The sequence below is a fragment of the Bacillus sp. X1(2014) genome, from assembly GCF_007678255.1.
This window is the reverse complement of record NZ_VEED01000003.1, coordinates 158244-176311: the sequence shown is the minus strand read 5'-3', so window position 1 is coordinate 176311 and position 18068 is coordinate 158244. Positions and strand designations below refer to the sequence as shown.

The 18068-nt window shown below is 38.9% G+C and carries 16 protein-coding genes; all 16 read right to left on the bottom strand.

The window, feature by feature from the left end:
- Positions 1 to 32 precede the first annotated feature (32 nt).
- Positions 33 to 188 (bottom strand): hypothetical protein, encoded by a 156-nt coding sequence (locus FS608_RS30735; protein ID WP_222127324.1) that lies wholly within the window; start codon positions 186 to 188, stop codon positions 33 to 35.
- Positions 189 to 271: 83 nt separating this feature from the next.
- Positions 272 to 1408 (bottom strand): cell division protein FtsZ, encoded by a 1137-nt coding sequence (gene ftsZ, locus FS608_RS08390; protein WP_144548903.1) that lies wholly within the window; start codon positions 1406 to 1408, stop codon positions 272 to 274.
- Positions 1409 to 1446: 38 nt separating this feature from the next.
- Positions 1447 to 2745 carry a cell division protein FtsA gene (gene ftsA, locus FS608_RS08385; protein WP_144548901.1) on the bottom strand — a complete coding sequence of 433 codons (1299 nt, stop codon included), beginning with the start codon at positions 2743 to 2745 and terminating at the stop codon, positions 1447 to 1449.
- Between the two features lie 126 nt (positions 2746 to 2871).
- Positions 2872 to 3234 carry a small basic family protein gene (locus FS608_RS08380; RefSeq protein ID WP_026566380.1) on the bottom strand — a complete coding sequence of 121 codons (363 nt, stop codon included), beginning with the start codon at positions 3232 to 3234 and terminating at the stop codon, positions 2872 to 2874.
- On the bottom strand, positions 3234 to 3965 hold the full coding sequence (locus FS608_RS08375) for a DUF881 domain-containing protein (RefSeq protein WP_144549396.1): 732 nt from the start codon (positions 3963 to 3965) through the stop codon (positions 3234 to 3236). Before FS608_RS08375 ends, FS608_RS08380 begins: the two co-directional genes overlap by 1 nt.
- A 50-nt stretch (positions 3966 to 4015) precedes the next feature.
- On the bottom strand, positions 4016 to 4726 hold the full coding sequence (locus tag FS608_RS08370) for a DUF881 domain-containing protein (protein ID WP_260871626.1): 711 nt from the start codon (positions 4724 to 4726) through the stop codon (positions 4016 to 4018).
- Positions 4701 to 5492 (bottom strand): cell division protein FtsQ/DivIB, encoded by a 792-nt coding sequence (locus FS608_RS08365; protein WP_144548899.1) that lies wholly within the window; start codon positions 5490 to 5492, stop codon positions 4701 to 4703. Before FS608_RS08365 ends, FS608_RS08370 begins: the two co-directional genes overlap by 26 nt.
- Positions 5493 to 5738: 246 nt before the next feature.
- On the bottom strand, positions 5739 to 6647 hold the full coding sequence (gene murB, locus FS608_RS08360; protein WP_144548897.1) for a UDP-N-acetylmuramate dehydrogenase: 909 nt from the start codon (positions 6645 to 6647) through the stop codon (positions 5739 to 5741).
- A gap of 61 nt (positions 6648 to 6708) precedes the next feature.
- Entirely contained in the window at positions 6709 to 7812 is a 1104-nt protein-coding gene (gene murG, locus FS608_RS08355) for an undecaprenyldiphospho-muramoylpentapeptide beta-N-acetylglucosaminyltransferase (RefSeq protein WP_144548895.1), read from the bottom strand.
- A gap of 351 nt (positions 7813 to 8163) precedes the next feature.
- On the bottom strand, positions 8164 to 9264 hold the full coding sequence (gene spoVE / locus FS608_RS08350) for a stage V sporulation protein E (RefSeq protein WP_144548893.1): 1101 nt from the start codon (positions 9262 to 9264) through the stop codon (positions 8164 to 8166).
- A gap of 103 nt (positions 9265 to 9367) precedes the next feature.
- Positions 9368 to 10720 (bottom strand): UDP-N-acetylmuramoyl-L-alanine--D-glutamate ligase, encoded by a 1353-nt coding sequence (murD, locus tag FS608_RS08345; protein WP_144548891.1) that lies wholly within the window; start codon positions 10718 to 10720, stop codon positions 9368 to 9370.
- Positions 10721 to 11695, bottom strand: a complete 975-nt coding sequence (mraY, locus tag FS608_RS08340; RefSeq protein WP_144548889.1) for a phospho-N-acetylmuramoyl-pentapeptide-transferase — start codon at positions 11693 to 11695, stop codon at positions 10721 to 10723.
- Position 11696: 1 nt separating this feature from the next.
- Positions 11697 to 12140: a hypothetical protein gene (locus tag FS608_RS08335; protein WP_144548887.1), complete on the bottom strand. Its 444-nt coding sequence runs from the start codon at positions 12138 to 12140 to the stop codon at positions 11697 to 11699.
- A 2-nt stretch (positions 12141 to 12142) separates the two neighbouring features.
- Positions 12143 to 13603: a UDP-N-acetylmuramoyl-L-alanyl-D-glutamate--2,6-diaminopimelate ligase gene (locus tag FS608_RS08330; RefSeq protein ID WP_144548885.1), complete on the bottom strand. Its 1461-nt coding sequence runs from the start codon at positions 13601 to 13603 to the stop codon at positions 12143 to 12145.
- A 190-nt stretch (positions 13604 to 13793) separates the two neighbouring features.
- A complete protein-coding gene (locus FS608_RS08325; protein WP_144548883.1) occupies positions 13794 to 15713 on the bottom strand; it encodes a stage V sporulation protein D in 1920 nt (639 codons plus the stop codon).
- 116 nt (positions 15714 to 15829) lie between these two features.
- Positions 15830 to 18067 carry a penicillin-binding protein gene (locus FS608_RS08320; RefSeq protein WP_144548881.1) on the bottom strand — a complete coding sequence of 746 codons (2238 nt, stop codon included), beginning with the start codon at positions 18065 to 18067 and terminating at the stop codon, positions 15830 to 15832.
- Position 18068: the final 1 nt, after the last annotated feature.

Here is an 18068-nt window from a genome sequence, read left to right as displayed (position 1 = left end):
TATTCACAACGTATTTTGTCAGATGGATTTTGTCATACATAAAACACGGCTGTTGATTTCCGCTCCAGGCACTTCGCTTTCCGCGGGCGTGCCGGGGAGCCTCCTCGTCGCTGCACTCCTGCGGGGTCTCCCCTGTCCCGTACTCCCGCAGGAGTCTCGTGCCTTCCACTCCAATCAACAGGTGCCAATTATATCAACACAATATAAATTAGCCTAAATAAAAAAGACACGACCAAAAACAGGTCGTGTCTCTTGAATTTCATTTATTAAATTACCTTCTTCGATTACGGTTCCGTAAGAAGGTTGGAATATCTAATGTTTCCTCTTGGGAAACTTGGGTATGGCGGACAGGCTCTTGCTGAACCTCTTCGCGTTTTGGCTGTTCTCGTTTAATATTACTCATCTGTGGTTTAGTCTGACCAAAAGTAGGACGAGTAGCTTTTGGCTGCAAGGTTTCTTCTTTAAATCCAGTAGCGATGACAGTAACGATAATTTCATCTTTTAATGACTCATTAATAACAGAACCAAAAATCATGTTTACTTCCTGATCAGAAGCGGTTGCTACGATATCAGCAGCTTCTTGAACTTCATAAAGACTTAAATTTGTACCGCCTGTAATGTTCATTAGTACACCTTGTGCTCCATCAATAGATGTTTCTAATAATGGAGAACTAATCGCTTTCTTAGCAGCCTCTGCGGCACGATTTTCACCAGCAGAAACACCAATACCCATTAAAGCAGACCCTTTATTAGACATGATTGTTTTAACATCAGCAAAGTCCAAGTTAATAAGACCTGGTACAGCAATTAAATCTGATATACCTTGTACACCCTGACGAAGAACATTATCTGCTTCACGGAATGCTTCCAGCATTGGAGTGCTTTTATCAACAATTTCAAGGAGACGGTCATTAGGAATCACAATAAGTGTATCAACAGCATCCTTCATGGCACCAATTCCACCTGATGCTTGTCCGGAGCGTTTTTTTCCTTCAAATGTGAACGGACGAGTTACTACACCAACAGTCAATGCACCTAGGTCACGGGCAATTTGAGCAATAACAGGTGCTGCACCAGTACCAGTTCCTCCGCCCATTCCTGCAGTAACAAATACCATGTCCGCACCACTTAATGCTGCCTCCAATTGCTCTTTACTTTCTTCGGCTGCTTTCTTTCCAACGTCTGGATTAGCACCTGCTCCTAGTCCACGAGTAAGTTTAGCACCAATTTGCATCTTTACTTCTGCTTTTGAAAGATTTAGTGCTTGAGCATCAGTATTAACAGCGATAAATTCTACTCCCTGAACGCCATGTTCAATCATTCGATTGACCGCGTTATTGCCACCGCCGCCGACACCGATTACTTTTATAGTAGCAAGAGAATCTAAATTTGTATCAAATTCTAACATGACAATCCTCCTAATTCGTCAGTACCTTTTCGATTAGCCTATTCGAAAAAGTAACCAAGGAATTTTTTTACTTTTGATGACATCTTTTCTTCCGGATGTTTTTCTGCTTTTGGTTGTTTAGGTTGTTGTTGTTGTTTAGGTGCTCTCTTTTCGGCAGGTTCAGAAATGGTTGAAGAACCAACATGTCCACCTGGTAATCTAGCATTCTTGTACGCATATTTAATTAAACCAACCGCTGTAGTATATTGTGGTTCCCTTACACCAATATAGTCTGGCACTGCAATGCGGACTCTATTTTGTAATATAACCTGAGCAAGTTCAAGTACACCTTGCATATTTGCAATACCTCCAGTTAATACATAACCGCCTGGCAGGTCACTATATCCTAAGCGTTTCATTTCATGCAATACTAGTTCAAAAATCTCTTCCATTCTAGCTTCAATAATATCCGAAATTTCCAGCTGATTAAATTGTTGATGTTGATCACTGCCAATGATTGGAACACTGAACACTTCATCTTCTGACGCTTCGTCATAGAATGCATGTCCATGTTTTATTTTTATTTTTTCTGCATCTTCTGTTGAAGTCCGTAACCCTACAGATATATCTTTTGTGATATAGTCTCCGCCAATAGGCATAACACTAGTTTGTGTGATAAATCCTTCTTCAAAAACAGCTATCGTAGTTGAGCCGCCACCAAGATCGATAAGAGCAACACCGAGGTTTTTCTCATCTTTTGACAGTGCATAATCACCTGCTGCCAATGGCTGTAGAACAATATCCACTATTTCGAGTCCGGCACGTTCCACACATCGAAGGGTATTAATGATTATCGATTTGGAACCAGTAATAAGTGTCCCGTCCATTTCCAAACGAACCCCAATCATACCGCGGGGGTCGTTAATTTCATCTTTACCATCAAGGATAAATTGTTTTCGAATAACTCCGATGTTTTCTCTTTCAGGCGGGATTGAACCAACGTGTGATGCTTCAATGACACGAATGACATCTTCATTCGTAATCTCTCTATTTTGGCTGGAAACAGCAACAATACCATGACAATGTTGAAGCATGACATTGTTACCTGAAATGCCAACCACCACATCCCTGATTTCCATCCCAATCATTCTTTCTGCTTGCTCTATCGCCCTTCTAATCGAATGAACGGTGTCGTCCATATCAACAATTGAACCTTTGCGTAATCCTTCAGATTTCACATTTCCAACACCAATTATATTTAATGAGTCTTTACCCGAGTCATTGACCATTTCACCAATGATTACTTTTACACTGGATGTACCGATGTCAAGACTAACATATATTTCATTGCTGTTCATTCTTTGGCACCTCCTTTAGATTTCCTTAAGTTGAACAACAACTATATTTTTTTTGTCCAATAAAAGTTCAATATTCATATCATATAAAATTATTCGTCACAACTAAATGATTCCCTTTAAAAAAATTCAATTTTTTTCTACTTTTTCTTTGTTCGTTGACCACTTTGTCAATAATATTCGCCTTATTACGGCAATATTCTGAAACAATCTGACACCAAACGCGAAAACTGCTGCTAAATATAAGTCTACACCAAGATTAACACCGAGAAAAGCTAAACTTGCAGCAAGTATAATATTAAAGAAAAACCCTGATACAAACACTTTTTCATCATATATATTTTGCAGGTATGCCCTGATCCCACCGAAAAGAGTGTCGAATGCTGCCAAGACAGCAATCGACAAATAATTGGAATATTCCTCAGGAATGCGTATTTCTGTTAGTAGTCCCAAAATAATCCCAATTATTAATCCTATGAATGGAAGCCACATTAAGAATCGCCTCCTTCTTTTGTCGGTTCCATGTAGCGGATGCGTATGGAATCATCGTAAGCTGGTACCGTTAAGTTCGGAATTGGTTTTGAAATCGAAAGCCTTAGATTCTCAATAAAAAATTCTTCCGTTGCTTTTGATACTTTCATCCGATTATATAATTTTTCAGCTGTAGAGTTATTGTCTACACCTACAACAACTTCAATCGGCAGCCTTTCAATGGTATGCCCGTCAATTTTTGTTTCCATATTGATGTCGCGAATCACAGTGGTATTAATAATTCTCTTTCCATCAATTGCTACATATTTCGCTTCGTACATATTCAATTCGTTTAGTAATCTCGTTAGAAGTTCAGGTGGAATAACTCTATTAACAGGAGTACCCGTCTTTATTTCTTCGATTACTGGTTCAATCTTTAATTTAATACCAGGAACAGTAATATCAGTTAGTCCAGCTTCAAGCTTTAATTCCTTTAATGTATCACTTAAGGCTTGTTCCTTGCTTTGTTTTCGTTTAGATTCATAGGCTGCTAGTTTTTCCTCATTTGAACGAATTTCACTTAGTAAGTTAGATTGTAGTTCCTTTTCTTTCAGTATTGCTTCACGAAGTTGCCAAATATCACGGGTATCACGTTCAGCAGGTTTTTTAACTGTTTGAAATTGGATCGCAATCATAAATCCCACTAAGATTGCGATTAATGTAAAACTTACATTGACTTTTTTATTGTCCACTTTTTTCACCTAACCTTTTAAATTATCATGCCGTGGACATTACTTCATACCTAACTACCTAGGATTGGATCGAGTACCATTTCATCATCTCTTTCCAATGTGAAAACAATGTTATCATTTACTAACTGATCTTTTACCCCACCGATTAAGTTAATTGAAGATGAAAGGACATCAGGATCACCAATTGCTGAAATTATGAAGGGGGCTGGATGCTCGACTCCATCAACCGTAATAACAGGTCCATTACAAATAATATAAGAATGGCTAGTCAGCCTTTGTCCATTTATGGCAACTGCTGCTGCCCCGGAAATATAAAGCTCATTAACCACTTTAAATACATGGTGTTCATGAACAAGATAATTATTAATATTATCCTCTTTCGGATCGTAAGCACCATCTGTAAGTGTAATCTTTACTCCTTTACCCTTTACCTTCACCTTCCCCAAGAACATCCGATATTTCTCAGCATCCTCAGCGAGATTCTCATAAACCTCTGCTTCTTTCGAGAGGTCTTTCTCATTTTTTAGGACCAACTCTTGTTTTTGATTTAATTCCTTTTGCAATTCGCGATTGCTCTTTTCCTCAGCAATTAATTGGTTTCGTAGTGCAAGGGTCTGTTCCCACTGTTTATCAGATACTTTAGGTTTCCCTTTATTCAATTCCATTTGTGTTAAATGATAGGAAAAGGCCAGCATAAATCCTAAAACAAGACAAACCAGGGACAAAACAACGTGCTTACCCTTCACCCTTATCTTGCTCAACTTCTTTTTCCTCCACTTCGGTTTCAAAGGCTTTAAAATACGTTCCTACTTCTAGGTCAATAATTCCCTTCTTCTTGGGATCAATTTGAGAGATAATTGATGGATAATGTACCATTTTTTCAGAGAAGGTTCTTAATGTGGCACTAACCTCAAATCCATCATTCATAAATAAGGAAATATGATATTGATCAGTTTTTTTCGGAGTATAATGGATTTCAGAGATAGAGTTAGATATTTCACTTGGAAGTTTCTCTAACTCTTTCACCATTTTATTGAGGGCTGCCCCCTCTTTAAACTCAAATAAAATTGGAGAATTTACAGGAATTTTTTCTGCTGCTTTTTCGTTCACTATTTTCCCATTTTCCATAATTGGTAAGAACTTATTTGCTTTTTTAAGATAAGCAATTCTTTTATGTTCTTTTACTTGGATGACCACTGTGTTTGGCCAATGAGTCTTGATGGTAACAGTCTTTATCTCAGATAGACGTTTTATTCTCGATGCCGTTTCATCCTTTTTTATTTTCCAAATATTCGTATTATTCGAGAGGCCGCTCTGACTGATCAATTCTGTATCAGAATACACACCATTTCCTTTTATCGTTATCGTCTTTACATGGCTTAAGGGTGATTGTGAATAGGCGATAACTACTATCATTGTAAAAAACAGAATTAACAGGAGTACAAGGCGTCGGTTTGCTTTTCGTCGTCTTTGCTCCTTTAGCTTAGGAATACGGTCCTCGAGAGCTACAATTTTACCTTTTTCCATTTAAATTCCTCCACATAAAAAGCAGCTGCTCTAACATAAGTAGACTAAGCCTGTCCAACATTCGATAGTGTTACCTCGAAAAGAGAAACAACGGCACGAAAAACCATGCCGTCTCTTACTTTTTCGAGGTTGCACCTATAATATTATCAGTAATTATAACACAATATTTGTCATTCGGACGACATTTCTCACAAGAAAAGTAAGGATAATTTCTTTGGAAATTAAGTATAAATCCTTCCATTATTCTTACTTCCTACCGATTATTTCAACCTCAGTTTCCATTTTTACTTCATATAAGCTAAAGATGGTATCCTTGACATGTTGAATTAATGCCAGCACATTTTCTGCAGTGGCACCACCAGCATTAACAATAAAATTCCCATGCATTTCCGAAATCTTTGCACCGCCAATACTAAATCCCTTTAACCCAGCGGTTTCAATTAATTTCCCGGCGTAATTCGGGAGTGGATTTCTAAAAATACTTCCAGCACAAGGAAAATTCCATGGCTGTGTCTCTTTTCGATAATCTTTGTTTTTTTGCATCTGCGCCACAATCGCTGCTCGATCACCTTTCACAAGGTCAAAAACGGCTTCCACCACAATTCCAGGACGAGTTTTTTGAAGCACAGAGGTCCTATAGGAGAACCCCATTTCTTGATTGGAGAGCCATTCCAATGTTCCATCATCGAATAATATATGTGCTTTGGTTAAGATTTTACTAATATCCGAACCATGGGCACCTGCGTTCATATATACAGCCCCACCAACTGAGCCAGGAATCCCACTGGCAAACTCCAGTCCTGCGAGGCCCTTTTTGCTTATAAGTGTCGATAAACTGACAAGTGAATGACCACCGCCAACTGTAATACTTGTATCGTTAATCTCAAGGTGATCCATTCCAGAACTAAGCTTGATAACAGCCCCTTCAATCCCCCTATCTGACACTAACAGGTTCGACCCACGGCCAATCGCACGCCATGGTAATCCATGTTTTTCTATCACACTCATGACGGTTTTTAAATTTTCAACCGAAGATGGTTCAATAAAGAGGTCTGCAGGACCCCCAATTTTCATCGTTGTATGATTTGCTAATGGTTCATTTTCCTTAACCTTTCCGATATTTAAAGCTACTAACTCATTTAAGATTCCGTCCATAATTACCACCCTTACTTTCCTAGAAGCATTTAAATCAGTTTATGCTAAAAATATTATTGGGCTACTTTTGATTTGTGTTTACCAGATCTTGCATTAAGGAATAAAGTCTTAAAGCTGAATCCGGAACACCCATTTTTTTAGCCTTTACTTTCATTTCTTTTAATTTATCTTTATTTAAAAGAATGCGATCAATATGATTCACAAGACTATTATTGTTTAAGTCCTTTTCTAATAAAAGTTCTGCAGCACCATGGTCACTTAATGACCGAGCGTTTTTCTCTTGATGATTATTTGTTACATATGGACTTGGGACTAAGATGCTTGGGATACCAAGTGAGGTTATTTCTGCAAGTGTCGTCGCTCCTGCTCTTGATACCACTAAATCTACCCCAGCAAGTACTTCTGGCATATTATGAATAAACGGTTTAATAACTACATTTTTAGGGTTTCCAATTAAGTCAACTTCCTTTTTGACATCCTCATAATGGACGTCTCCCGTAATATATAGTACTTGATATGGTTTCTCAGCCAAATCAGCGAATGCCTTAACCACCGCCTCATTTATCGGCCTCGCACCACGACTGCCACCGAAGATTAAAACCACTGGCATGGTTGCACTAAGCCCAGCAGCAAGACGACCTTGAATTCCGTCCTTGCCAATTACTTCAGATGCACGAGGATTCCCTGTAAAGACTGTTTTCTGTGCTGGAAAGTACTCTTTTGCCTCGTCAAAACAAATGGCAATTTGGTTTACATATCGGCTTAAAAATTTATTTGTTAAGCCCGGAACACTATTTTGTTCGTGAATGACCGTAGGGATACCAAGCTTAGATGCAGCATACACAACAGGACCGCAAACATACCCGCCTGTTCCGATGACAATGTCTGGTCTGAATTCTTTTAACATTCTTTTACTGTCTTTCACACCTTTTAGGAAGCGGAGTACCGTTTTTACATTTTCAAAGGATAGTTTTCTCTTAAAACCTGTAATATGAATCGCTTTAAAATCAATATTTTCCCTCGGAACTAATTTGCTTTCCAAGCCATTAGTTGTTCCTATGTATAAGAATTGTGCCTCTTTGTTCTGTTTTTGTATTTCACGAATGAGTGCGAGAGCAGGATAAATATGCCCGCCAGTCCCTCCACCACTAACAACTATTTTCATTTTTTCCACCTCATTAACTATTTAACACCTAATGCCTACCCTATCTTACTATAAAAACAATCGAAATAACGCAAATGAAAAAAGAATGTTATCTAAATGTAAAAATATGATTTAATTTTTTTAATTAAGGCTGTGTTAATGTTGATTACTGATTATGCCACTCTGTTGATTGGAGCGGAAGGCGCGAAGACTCCTGCGGGAGTACGGGGCAGGGAGACCCCACAGGCGCAAAAAGTGCCGAGAAGGCTCCCCGCAACGCCCGCAAACCGCACGTGCCTGGAGTGGAAATCAACAGACTAGTTTAACTTACCAAAAAATAAAAAGAACCCTGCCGCTAAACAGGGTGAAGGTTCATAATCTCGAATACCTGCTGATATTAAGGAGAACACCAATCGCCATTAACATCAAGGTCAAACTAGAACCTCCATAGCTTAAAAATGGCAAGGTAATGCCTGTAACAGGCATAAGACCTGTAACAACACCAATATTGATCATAACCTGAATCGCTACCATGGCGATGATTCCTACTGCTAGAAAACTGCCATATAAATCCGGTGCACCTAATGCGATTCGAATCCCTCTCCATAACAACAGTGCAAACAAAAGTAATATGAATGAACCACCAATAAATCCTAGTTCTTCAGAAAGAATCGCAAAGATAAAGTCTGTCTGAGGTTCAGGCAGGTAGAAGAACTTCTGCCTGCTCTCGCCAAGTCCGAGCCCAAACAATCCGCCAGGACCAATCGCATAGAGTGATTGAATAATTTGAAATCCTGTTACTAACGGATCCGACCATGGATCCAAAAAAGATGTGATCCGTTTAATTCGATATGGAGCGGAGGCAATAAGACCAATAAATCCAGCGACCCCTATCAGTCCCAGAAAGGCAAAATGACTTACACGAGCACCTGCAATAAAAATCATCACAACACAGGTTCCCATCATCACCGTGCCTGTGCCTAAATCCGGTTGAAGCATGATCATTGAAAAGGCTAGAAAAGCAAGTCCTAATGAAGGAATAAGACCCTTTTTAAACGAAGTAATCAACTTTTGCCGTTCGGAAAGATACTTAGCCAAAAAAGCAATCATTGCCAGTTTCATAAATTCCGAAGGCTGGATTGAAAAGGCTCCTACACCAATCCAACTACGAGAACCATTTCTTTCATTTCCAATCCCAGGAATTAACACAAGAATAAGTAAAACAAAACAAACAAGTAGAAAGGTCTTTGACCAGGTCCGCCACGTCCAATAATTGATGTTCATTATGAAAAACATGGCAGCAACTCCAACTCCGGCAAAAAGAGTTTGCCTTTTTGCAAAGAAAAAGGAATCATTAAATTTATATTCAGCCCAAATAGCACTTGCGCTGTAAACCATGATAAGTCCTATTGCCAGAAGCGTGAATGTTACAATCATTAAAATAAAATCAGGAGTTGTTCTCTTTGTCGGCACCACCATACACCTCAACTGCTAGTTTTAGGGCTAAGCAGAACCTCTATTTTTGTTTTATTCTCAAGTGCACTTAAATAGTGTACTTTACGACTAAGACAAGCCCTTACTTAAGCTTATGCACGGCATCGATAAAAATGTCTCCCCTGACCTCAAAAGTTTTATATTGATCCCAGCTCGCACATGCCGGAGATAATAATATCACGTCACCTGATCCAGAGTATCGATAAGCCTCAGGCACAGCCTTGTCAACATTATCGACACGCTTGATTCGTTTTATTCCCGCTTCCTTCCCAATGCGTTCCATTTTAGGTGCAGTTTGCCCAAAGGTTATCATTGCTTTTACATTTTTTAAATAAGGAAGTAGTTCATCAAATTCATTTCCGCGATCCAAACCACCCGCAAGGAGAATAACCGGAGCTTCAAAAGCAGCCAAGGCATTAATCGTAGCTAAAATATTCGTTGCTTTCGAATCATTGTAAAACTTTCTTCCGTTCACTTCTCTTACGTATTGCAGACGGTGCCTGACACCAGTAAAGGTTCGGAGAACCTGCTGGATGGCGCCATTTTCTACACATGAAAGCTTTGCTGCAGCCATAGCAGATAAGATATTTTCAAGATTGTGATTGCCCGGTAAAGCGATATTCTCAATTTCCATTACTTTATCATTATTAAACATAATCCAGCCATTAGATAGATATGCACCTTCAGTCAGCTTCTTCTTTGTCGAAAAAGGAATAATTCTGGCCTTAGAGTGACGTGCAACTTCTAATGTTTCTTCTTGATCGGCATTAACAATAAGATAGTCAACTTCAGTTTGATTTTTTGTAATGTTTGCCTTTGCAGCAATATATTCCTTTTTTGTCCCATGATAATCTAAATGGGCATCATAAAGGTTAGTAAGTATAGCGATCTTAGGTTTAAACGTGTCAATTCCCATTAACTGAAAGGAAGATAATTCAATGACAATTGTATTCTCTGCCGTTGCCTCCTCGGCTACCCCTGATGCCACTGTACCAATATTCCCTGCGATTAACGGGTGTTTCTGACCCTCATTTAGCATTTCATAAACCAAGGTTGTCGTTGTTGTTTTCCCATTGGTCCCTGTGATCCCAATAAATGGTGCTTCAGATATTTCATAAGCAAGTTCGACCTCAGTAATTACAGGGATCCCTTTTTCTATAGCACCTGAAATCATTGGGTTGTTATATGGAATACCAGGATTCTTGACAATTAACTGGAATCCTTCGTCAAGCAGCTCAATAGGGTGATCACCACAAATTACTTTAATTCCTTGCTCTAGTAATCCCTGAGCCTCTGGATTTTCCGAAAATGGCTTTTTATCATTAACAGTTACAAATGCACCAAGCTTATGTAATAGGGCAGCAGCTGTTACCCCGCTTTTCGCCAAACCTAGGACAAGAATTTTTTTATGACTAAAAGAGTTAATCTGTTTCAATTATAACCACACCTCAATATAGATTCCTAGTATCGCAAGAATTAATCCTACACTCCAAAAAGTGACGACCACCCGCCATTCCGACCAGCCTACTAATTCATAATGATGATGTAATGGGCTCATACGGAAAATCCGTTTACCAGTCGTTTTGAAGGAAATAACCTGTAAAATAACCGATAACGTTTCAATGACAAATACTCCACCAATGATAATGAGTAAAATTTCAAGCTTGGTAAGAATAGCAATCGTTGCAATCGCACCACCGAGTGCAAGTGAACCTGTATCTCCCATAAAAACCTTAGCAGGATGGGCATTAAATACCAAGAATCCTAGTACAGCGCCTACCACCGCCACAGAAAATATCGCAATTTCCATCTGAGATTGATTCCACGCAAGGACAGCAAGTGCACCAAATGCAATAGCAGCGGTGCCTGACACCAATCCATCCAGTCCATCTGTTAAATTAACAGCATTGGAAAAGCCAACTAACCAGAATATGATGAAGAAAATGAAAAACCATCCCAAATCAAATGTGGAATCCGAAAAGGGAATGCTTATTTCGGTAGAAAAACCTTGTTGTTTATAAATAAGATAAAAAATTACTGAAATAATGATTTGACCTGCCAGTTTTTGTTTAGAAGTTAATCCTAAATTCCTTTTAAGAGCAACTTTGATAAAATCATCTAAAAACCCAAGCAATCCAAAACCAAGTGTAACAAGAAGCAGCAAATAAGTTTTAACCGTCGGTTCAGAAAACTTACCTGTCATTACAATTGTTGTAATTACAATCGAAAATAAAATCATTACACCACCCATGGTGGGGGTGCCTGATTTTATTTGATGGGATTTTGGCCCCTCCTCACGAATGCTTTGTCCAAATTTCAACCTTCTTAAGAAGGGAATAAAAACTGGAGAAAGCAATACCGAGATAAGAAATCCCATAATTATTGTGAAGAAAATAACTTGCTCGAGCATTTTATTCCCTCCTTTCAGCGTCGTATTTGCTAGTAATTTCGTTTAACATCACAGCTATATCATATGTTTCTTTATTTTTATTAAGAAGTTTTTTATTTGTAAATTTAAAGTTAGTTATTTCCATAATTTTATCTGTTTCTCCATTTAATTTTTCAATATAACGATTTAGGATAGTTACAATCGCATCTGCCGGGTCTGGTGTATAGAATATTGGAAAATGGTTCGGTGTATACCTTGGAACTTCATGTCCTTGCTCCCAAATCGCGGCTATTGCTCCGTTAGAAATTGCCTCAGAAAGTTCCCCTGCGTTTTTAGTTAATGATACAAATAATCCTTTTGGCTGTGCTGTGTGAGCTTGGTCGCAAACTGTAAAAAATAGCAGGTTATCTTTGACTCCACGACTATTCTCAAATAGACTTATCAAGTCTTTTAAAGCTAAATACATAGCTATCTCCCCTCAATCGCTTCCCGAGCAACCAACCGATCGTCAAAATCGTGAACCACATTGCCAATAATTTGATAGGTTTCATGGCCTTTACCTGCAATTAAAATCACATCACCTGCTGATGCCTCTCGAATAGCAGTTTGGATCGCTTCTTTGCGGTCAGGGATCATTCGGTATGCTGAACCTTGCACTCCTGCTTCCATGTCCTTTAATATTGCTAGCGGGTCCTCACTTCTTGGGTTATCCGAAGTTAGGATTGGATCTGAGGCCAACTGGCATGCTATTTTAGCCATCAACGGTCTCTTCGTTCGATCACGGTCGCCACCACAGCCAACAATAACGAAAACCTTTTTCTTAGCAAAATGCTGAACCGTTTTTAATACATTTTCAAGACTGTCAGGTGTATGGGCATAATCAACAATAACCGTAAAATCCTGTCCTGCATTTACAAGCTCAAATCGGCCTGATACGCCTTTTACACTTTCGATCGACTGGATAACTGCCTTAATATCAATGCCGGACACAACGGAAGCCGCAATACTTGCTAAAACATTATAAACACTGAATTTACCAATTAATTGCATCTTAATTGGATATTTTTCCGATTGGACATCAAGCTCAAACTGGGTACCTGAAGAAGTCATTTGGATGTTCTTCGCTTGAAGATCAGCTTTATTGTCGATTCCATATGTAATAACATGTGCAGCCGTCGACCTGCGATACATATCAGAAGCTGGGTCGTCAGCATTTAAAACGGCAAATTTAGGTTTTTGGTGATCAAATGTATTACCCAGCTGGGCAAATAATAAACTCTTTGCACGCTTATATTCTTCCATTGTTTTATGATAATCCAAATGGTCCTGCGTAAGGTTTGTAAACACAGCCACATCATAATCGCAGCCATGAACTCTGCCAAGATCTAACGCATGTGAGGAAACCTCCATTACTGCTATATCAACACCTGCTTCAACCATTTGTCTAAAGGTTTTTTGAAGTGTTAAACTTTCCGGGGTTGTGTTTTTAGTTTCAATCGTCTTGTCAGCTATTTTAGTATACATCGTGCCAATTAGACCTGTTTTTTGATTGGCATCGGCGAATATTTTCTCAATTAAATGGCTGGTGGTTGTTTTCCCGTTTGTTCCGGTAATTCCGATCAAGTGCAGGTTTTTCGTTGGCTGCTCATAAAAAGCATCAGCTAGCACTGCCATTGCTCTCGTTGTATCTTTAACAAGAATGACAGGTACATCTAGTGATAACGGACGTTCAGCTAATACAGCTGCTGCCCCGCTTTGCACAGCAGATTCAGCAAAATCATGACCGTCTACTGTGTATCCCTTAATACAAATAAATAAGCTCCCGTTTTGCACCTTCCGATTATCGTTCTCAATCGAAGTTATCTCTGGATCCTCACCTAGATGAGGAACTAGAAGATGCAAATTCTTAAGCAGCTTTTGTAGATTCATTTCTCTCAAATCCTCTCATAACCGTACATACATATGACTAATTTTCACACTGGAAATTCCTCTTAAGAAAGTTCCATCTTATTTTACATTAAAACATTTTATTTTGCTATTTAGTAATCAAAGCTTAATGAAAAAATTAGGCGGCGGAAATCATTCCGACCGCCTCTACTTACATGAATTTTTAGTTACATTAATCTTCTTGACCAAAATAAAGCCTAATTTTTGACCCTTCTTTAACTTTGGCACCTGCTTCGGGAGATTGTCTTACGACTACATCACCTTCACCACTAGCATCAATTTTTAGGTTTATCAGTTGATCCATTAGCTCCATTTTTGTTAATCCTGTGAAATCCGGTAATTTTATTAACGGTGTATCTGGCCATTTCAGTTCCTTTTCAATTTGACCCTTTCGAGGTTTAATCCCCATCTGGCTCAAACTATCTTTCATTATATTACCAACAATTGGAGCACTGACTGTACCACCGAAGGCTGTAACTCCTTTTGGATTATCGACTGCCACATAGACAACAATTTGTGGATCATCTGCGGGAGCAAATCCAACAAAGGAAACGATAAAGTTATTTTCTAAATATCTCCCGTTTTTCGCTTTCTGGGCTGTTCCAGTTTTTCCTCCTACTCGGTAACCATCAACAAATGCCCTTCCACCGGACCCCTGGGCAACTACACTCTCAAGAGCATGGCGGATTTCTTTTGAAGTTTCTTCAGTGATTACCCGGCGTTTTTCAACTGGGGAATTTCTCATTACGACCTCGTTTGTAATTGGATCTACGAGCTCTTTTGCAATATACGGCTTATATAATATCCCGCCATTAATGGCTGCAGATACAGCCGTAACCTGCTGGATAGGTGTTACTGATACTCCTTGTCCAAAGGCTGTCGTTGCCTGTTCAACTGGCCCTACACGATCTAAATTGAATAAAATTCCCGTTCCTTCGCCTTGTAAATCAATACCGGTCTTCTGACCAAAACCAAAATCCTTCACATATTTAAACAATTTTTCTTTCCCAAGTCTTTGTCCTAATTCGACAAACCCAGGGTTGCAGGAATTTTGTACAACTTCTAAAAAGGACTGATCGCCGTGACCGCCTCGTTTCCAACACTTTAACCTGGCTCCCGCTACCTGAACCGACCCTGAATCATGGAAATGTTCCTTTTCTAAATTTACTTTTCCTTCATTCAAGGCTGCTGCCAGGGTAATAATTTTAAAAGTAGATCCTGGTTCATATGTTGACCATACAGGGAGATTTCGGTTATAAACCTCTTGTGGTACATTTTGAAAATTAGCTGGATCAAAGGTCGGTCTGCTCGACATGGCTAATATCTCTCCACTGTTCGGGTTCATTGCAATGGCAACAATCCCGTCTGGGTTATATTTTGCGTCCGCGATATCCAACTCTCTTTCCACTATTGTTTGGATTTTTGAATCGATTGTCAGCTTCAATGCGAGACCGTTTGTCGGCTTCTCATAATCATCTGCCATATCGTTCATTCTTTCCCCTTTAGCATTTGCATAAAATTTAACTGAACCCCGTTCACCACTTAGCTCTTTATCATAATATTGCTCTAAGCCCATCAACCCCTGGTTGTCCACTCCTGCAAACCCAAGAACATGTGATAGATAGCTTCCCATTGGATAATGCCGCTTAGAATCTTCACCAATATAGACACCTTCAAGTCCTAATGACCTGATTTCCTTAGCCTTTTCATGTGAAATTTTTCTACCTTCCTTAATCCGAACAATCCTTTCTTTCAGGGTAATATCCCGATAAGCCTTTTCTTTTGACATATTTAAAACGGAAGCAAGCTTTTCCGCTGTTGTTGCCGGGTCTTTAATTTGTCTTGGAACAACCCAGACGGTTGGAGTACTAATATTTGTTGCAAGCGGTACCCCATTCCTGTCAACAATTTCTCCTCGTTCAGGTTCAAAGGGAATATTACGGCTCCAAGAGTCTTTAGCACCTGCTGTTAACCAATCACCAAGGACAAATTGAACATATCCTAGCCGGACATCAATAATTAAGAAGGTGAGAATACCAATGAATAGTGCAATCATTAATCGTTTACGAACGGTAACATTTGAAACACGCATAGTTTGAACGACCCTCCTTTTTCTATCGTTCATTTATATGCTTGTACTTTTTCTCTTAGAACACTGGTTACGGTTATTAGATAGGAAAAATCCCGCTAAGACAGCGGGATTTTCTATTAATCCTGGATTTGTTCTTCTGTATTTTCTTCCTGGGCATTTGTTTTTTCATTATTTTCCTGATTCCACTGTTCTTCAGGAGTCTTTAAGTCTACGATTAAAAAATCTCCTTTTTGAACATGTGTTTTCGGTTTTATATTTTGATGGGTTACAAACCCTTTGCCCTTTGAATTTAACTTTAATCCAGCAATATTCGCTACTTTCATTACATCTCTAAGTGACCAACCTGTCATATCAGGGGAAATTATTTCACCGTTCGTTTGTATGATTACTTTCTCACCCTGTAAAACTGTTGTCCCAGACTCCGGCAAATGCCTGATAACTTCTGATCCTTTTCCAATTACGATAGGTTCAATACCTTTTCCTTTTAGAGCAGCTACGGTTTCAGCAACCGATTTCCCCTTAAAATCTTCTAGTTTATTCAATTTTGCCTCTTCAAGCTGAGAAGGCTTAATGTTTAAGTAATGCAGGCTGTTTTTCATGACTGGGTTAAAAATTGCCGAAACAGGAATTGCACCTTGACCAGTTTCAAGCCCCTCTAATTCAGGCTGTTGAACAGCAACATAAACTATTAATTCCGGATCATCCTTTGGTGCCATCCCTAAAAATGAGAACATATAGTTATTAGCACCTTGTAAATACCCGCCATTCGGTCCAGGGATATTAGCTGTTCCCGTCTTTCCAGCAACACTGTATCCATCAATTTTATAACGGCCGCCAGTACCCTTTGGTGAGGTAACAACAGTTTCAAGGATATCTCGAACCTCTTTAGCCGTTTCTTTTGTGATTGGTGTTGAAACAACTTGAGAGGATGATGATTTAATGACCTCACCAGTATCATGATTAACAATTTTTTTAACCACATGCGGTTTTATCATTTTCCCACCATTTGCAATAGCTGTTGCAGCTTGAATTTGCTGTATGGGTGTTATTGCTGTTCCCTGCCCGTAAGCAGTAGTAATTTTTTCAATCGGATAGGTGAATTGAATTTTCCCAGATGTTTCGTTGGGAAGGTCAATTCCTGTGGGCTTATCAAAGCCAAACTTTGTTAAATATTCTCGGTACTTTTCAAAACCAAGCTTCTCTTTCGCTATTTTTGCAAAAGCAACGTTTGATGAACGCTGTACACCCTCAAGATAGGTGATTGGACCCCATCCCGTGTAATTATGATCATGAATTGCTTTATCCCTTTTTGTTACTTGATATGAACCAGATTGATAGATTTCGTTTGGATTGAACACCTTTTCCTGGACCGCTGCAGCAAGCGTAAAAATTTTCATGGTTGAACCAGGTTCGAATGAAGTTTCAATCGCTTCATTATGCCAGCCGTCTTCAATTCCTTCTTTTGTTTTTGGATCAAAAGAAGGACGTTGTCCCATTGCTAATATTTCACCAGTTTTCGGATCCGCCACAATCGCAATGATTTTTTCCGGGTTATATTCCTTTGCTGCTTTGTTCATTGCATCTTCTAAAAAGGTTTGAATTTTTTGGTCAATGGTTAAATAAACATCATTCCCATTTTTGGCAGGGGTAATTTTTTCTTTTCCATCAGGTAGTATATATCCCCACAAATCACTTTCAAAATTAACCTTCCCATTTGTCCCCGTTAATTCATCATTTAAACTTTTCTCAATGCCCATTTTACCCACTGACTTAATACTTTTGTCCTTCTGCTCAATCCGGTCAGCATAACCCACCAAGTGGGAAGCAAATACACCATTGGGATAGAAGCGTTTGGAGTCACGGATAAATGTAATGCCAGGAAGTTTAAGTTTCTCAATTTTATTCTTTGTTTCGTGGGTAATATCTCTGCCTTCTTTGCCGAATTCAACTTGAAATTTATGATTTTTTATTCCTTTTGATAAAATACTATAAATCTCTGATTCGTCCATTTCTAGATATTTAGCCAATTCTTTTGCCGTTTTCTCTGGATCTTTTACGTGCTGAGGCTTTTTGGAATTAGTTGTCATCTTTTTATCTAATATAGCAATTAACGTATAGGCATTGGTATCCTCAGCAATTACTTCGCCATTCCGGTCTAAGATATCGCCCCTTAACGCAGCCAAATTCCCTTCCCTGCTATATTTTTCTTGTGCCTTTGCAGCAAGAGGCTGTCCATCAACCTCGCCAGTGATTTGAATTGAAAAATATCTGAAGAGTAAAACAAAAAAGAGCAAACCAAAAAATCCAAATAAAAGGGTTGCTCCTGCATTCATATAGGGCTGTTTCTTGTTCATT

Bases quoted from the DNA above. Each gene is read 5' to 3' on its own strand.
- ftsZ (WP_144548903.1), bottom strand. From the start codon at position 1,408: ATGTTAGAATTTGATACAAATTTAGATTCTCTTGCTACTATAAAAGTA.
- ftsA (WP_144548901.1), bottom strand. From the start codon at position 2,745: ATGAACAGCAATGAAATATATGTTAGTCTTGACATCGGTACATCCAGT.
- FS608_RS08380 (WP_026566380.1), bottom strand. From the start codon at position 3,234: ATGTGGCTTCCATTCATAGGATTAATAATTGGGATTATTTTGGGACTA.
- FS608_RS08365 (WP_144548899.1), bottom strand. From the start codon at position 5,492: ATGGAAAAAGGTAAAATTGTAGCTCTCGAGGACCGTATTCCTAAGCTA.
- murB (WP_144548897.1), bottom strand. From the start codon at position 6,647: ATGGACGGAATCTTAAATGAGTTAGTAGCTTTAAATATCGGAAAGGTT.
- murG (WP_144548895.1), bottom strand. From the start codon at position 7,812: ATGAAAATAGTTGTTAGTGGTGGAGGGACTGGCGGGCATATTTATCCT.
- mraY (WP_144548889.1), bottom strand. From the start codon at position 11,695: ATGCTCGAGCAAGTTATTTTCTTCACAATAATTATGGGATTTCTTATC.
- FS608_RS08335 (WP_144548887.1), bottom strand. From the start codon at position 12,140: ATGTATTTAGCTTTAAAAGACTTGATAAGTCTATTTGAGAATAGTCGT.
- FS608_RS08330 (WP_144548885.1), bottom strand. From the start codon at position 13,603: ATGAATCTACAAAAGCTGCTTAAGAATTTGCATCTTCTAGTTCCTCAT.
- FS608_RS08325 (WP_144548883.1), bottom strand. From the start codon at position 15,713: ATGCGTGTTTCAAATGTTACCGTTCGTAAACGATTAATGATTGCACTA.
- FS608_RS08320 (WP_144548881.1), bottom strand. From the start codon at position 18,067: ATGAACAAGAAACAGCCCTATATGAATGCAGGAGCAACCCTTTTATTT.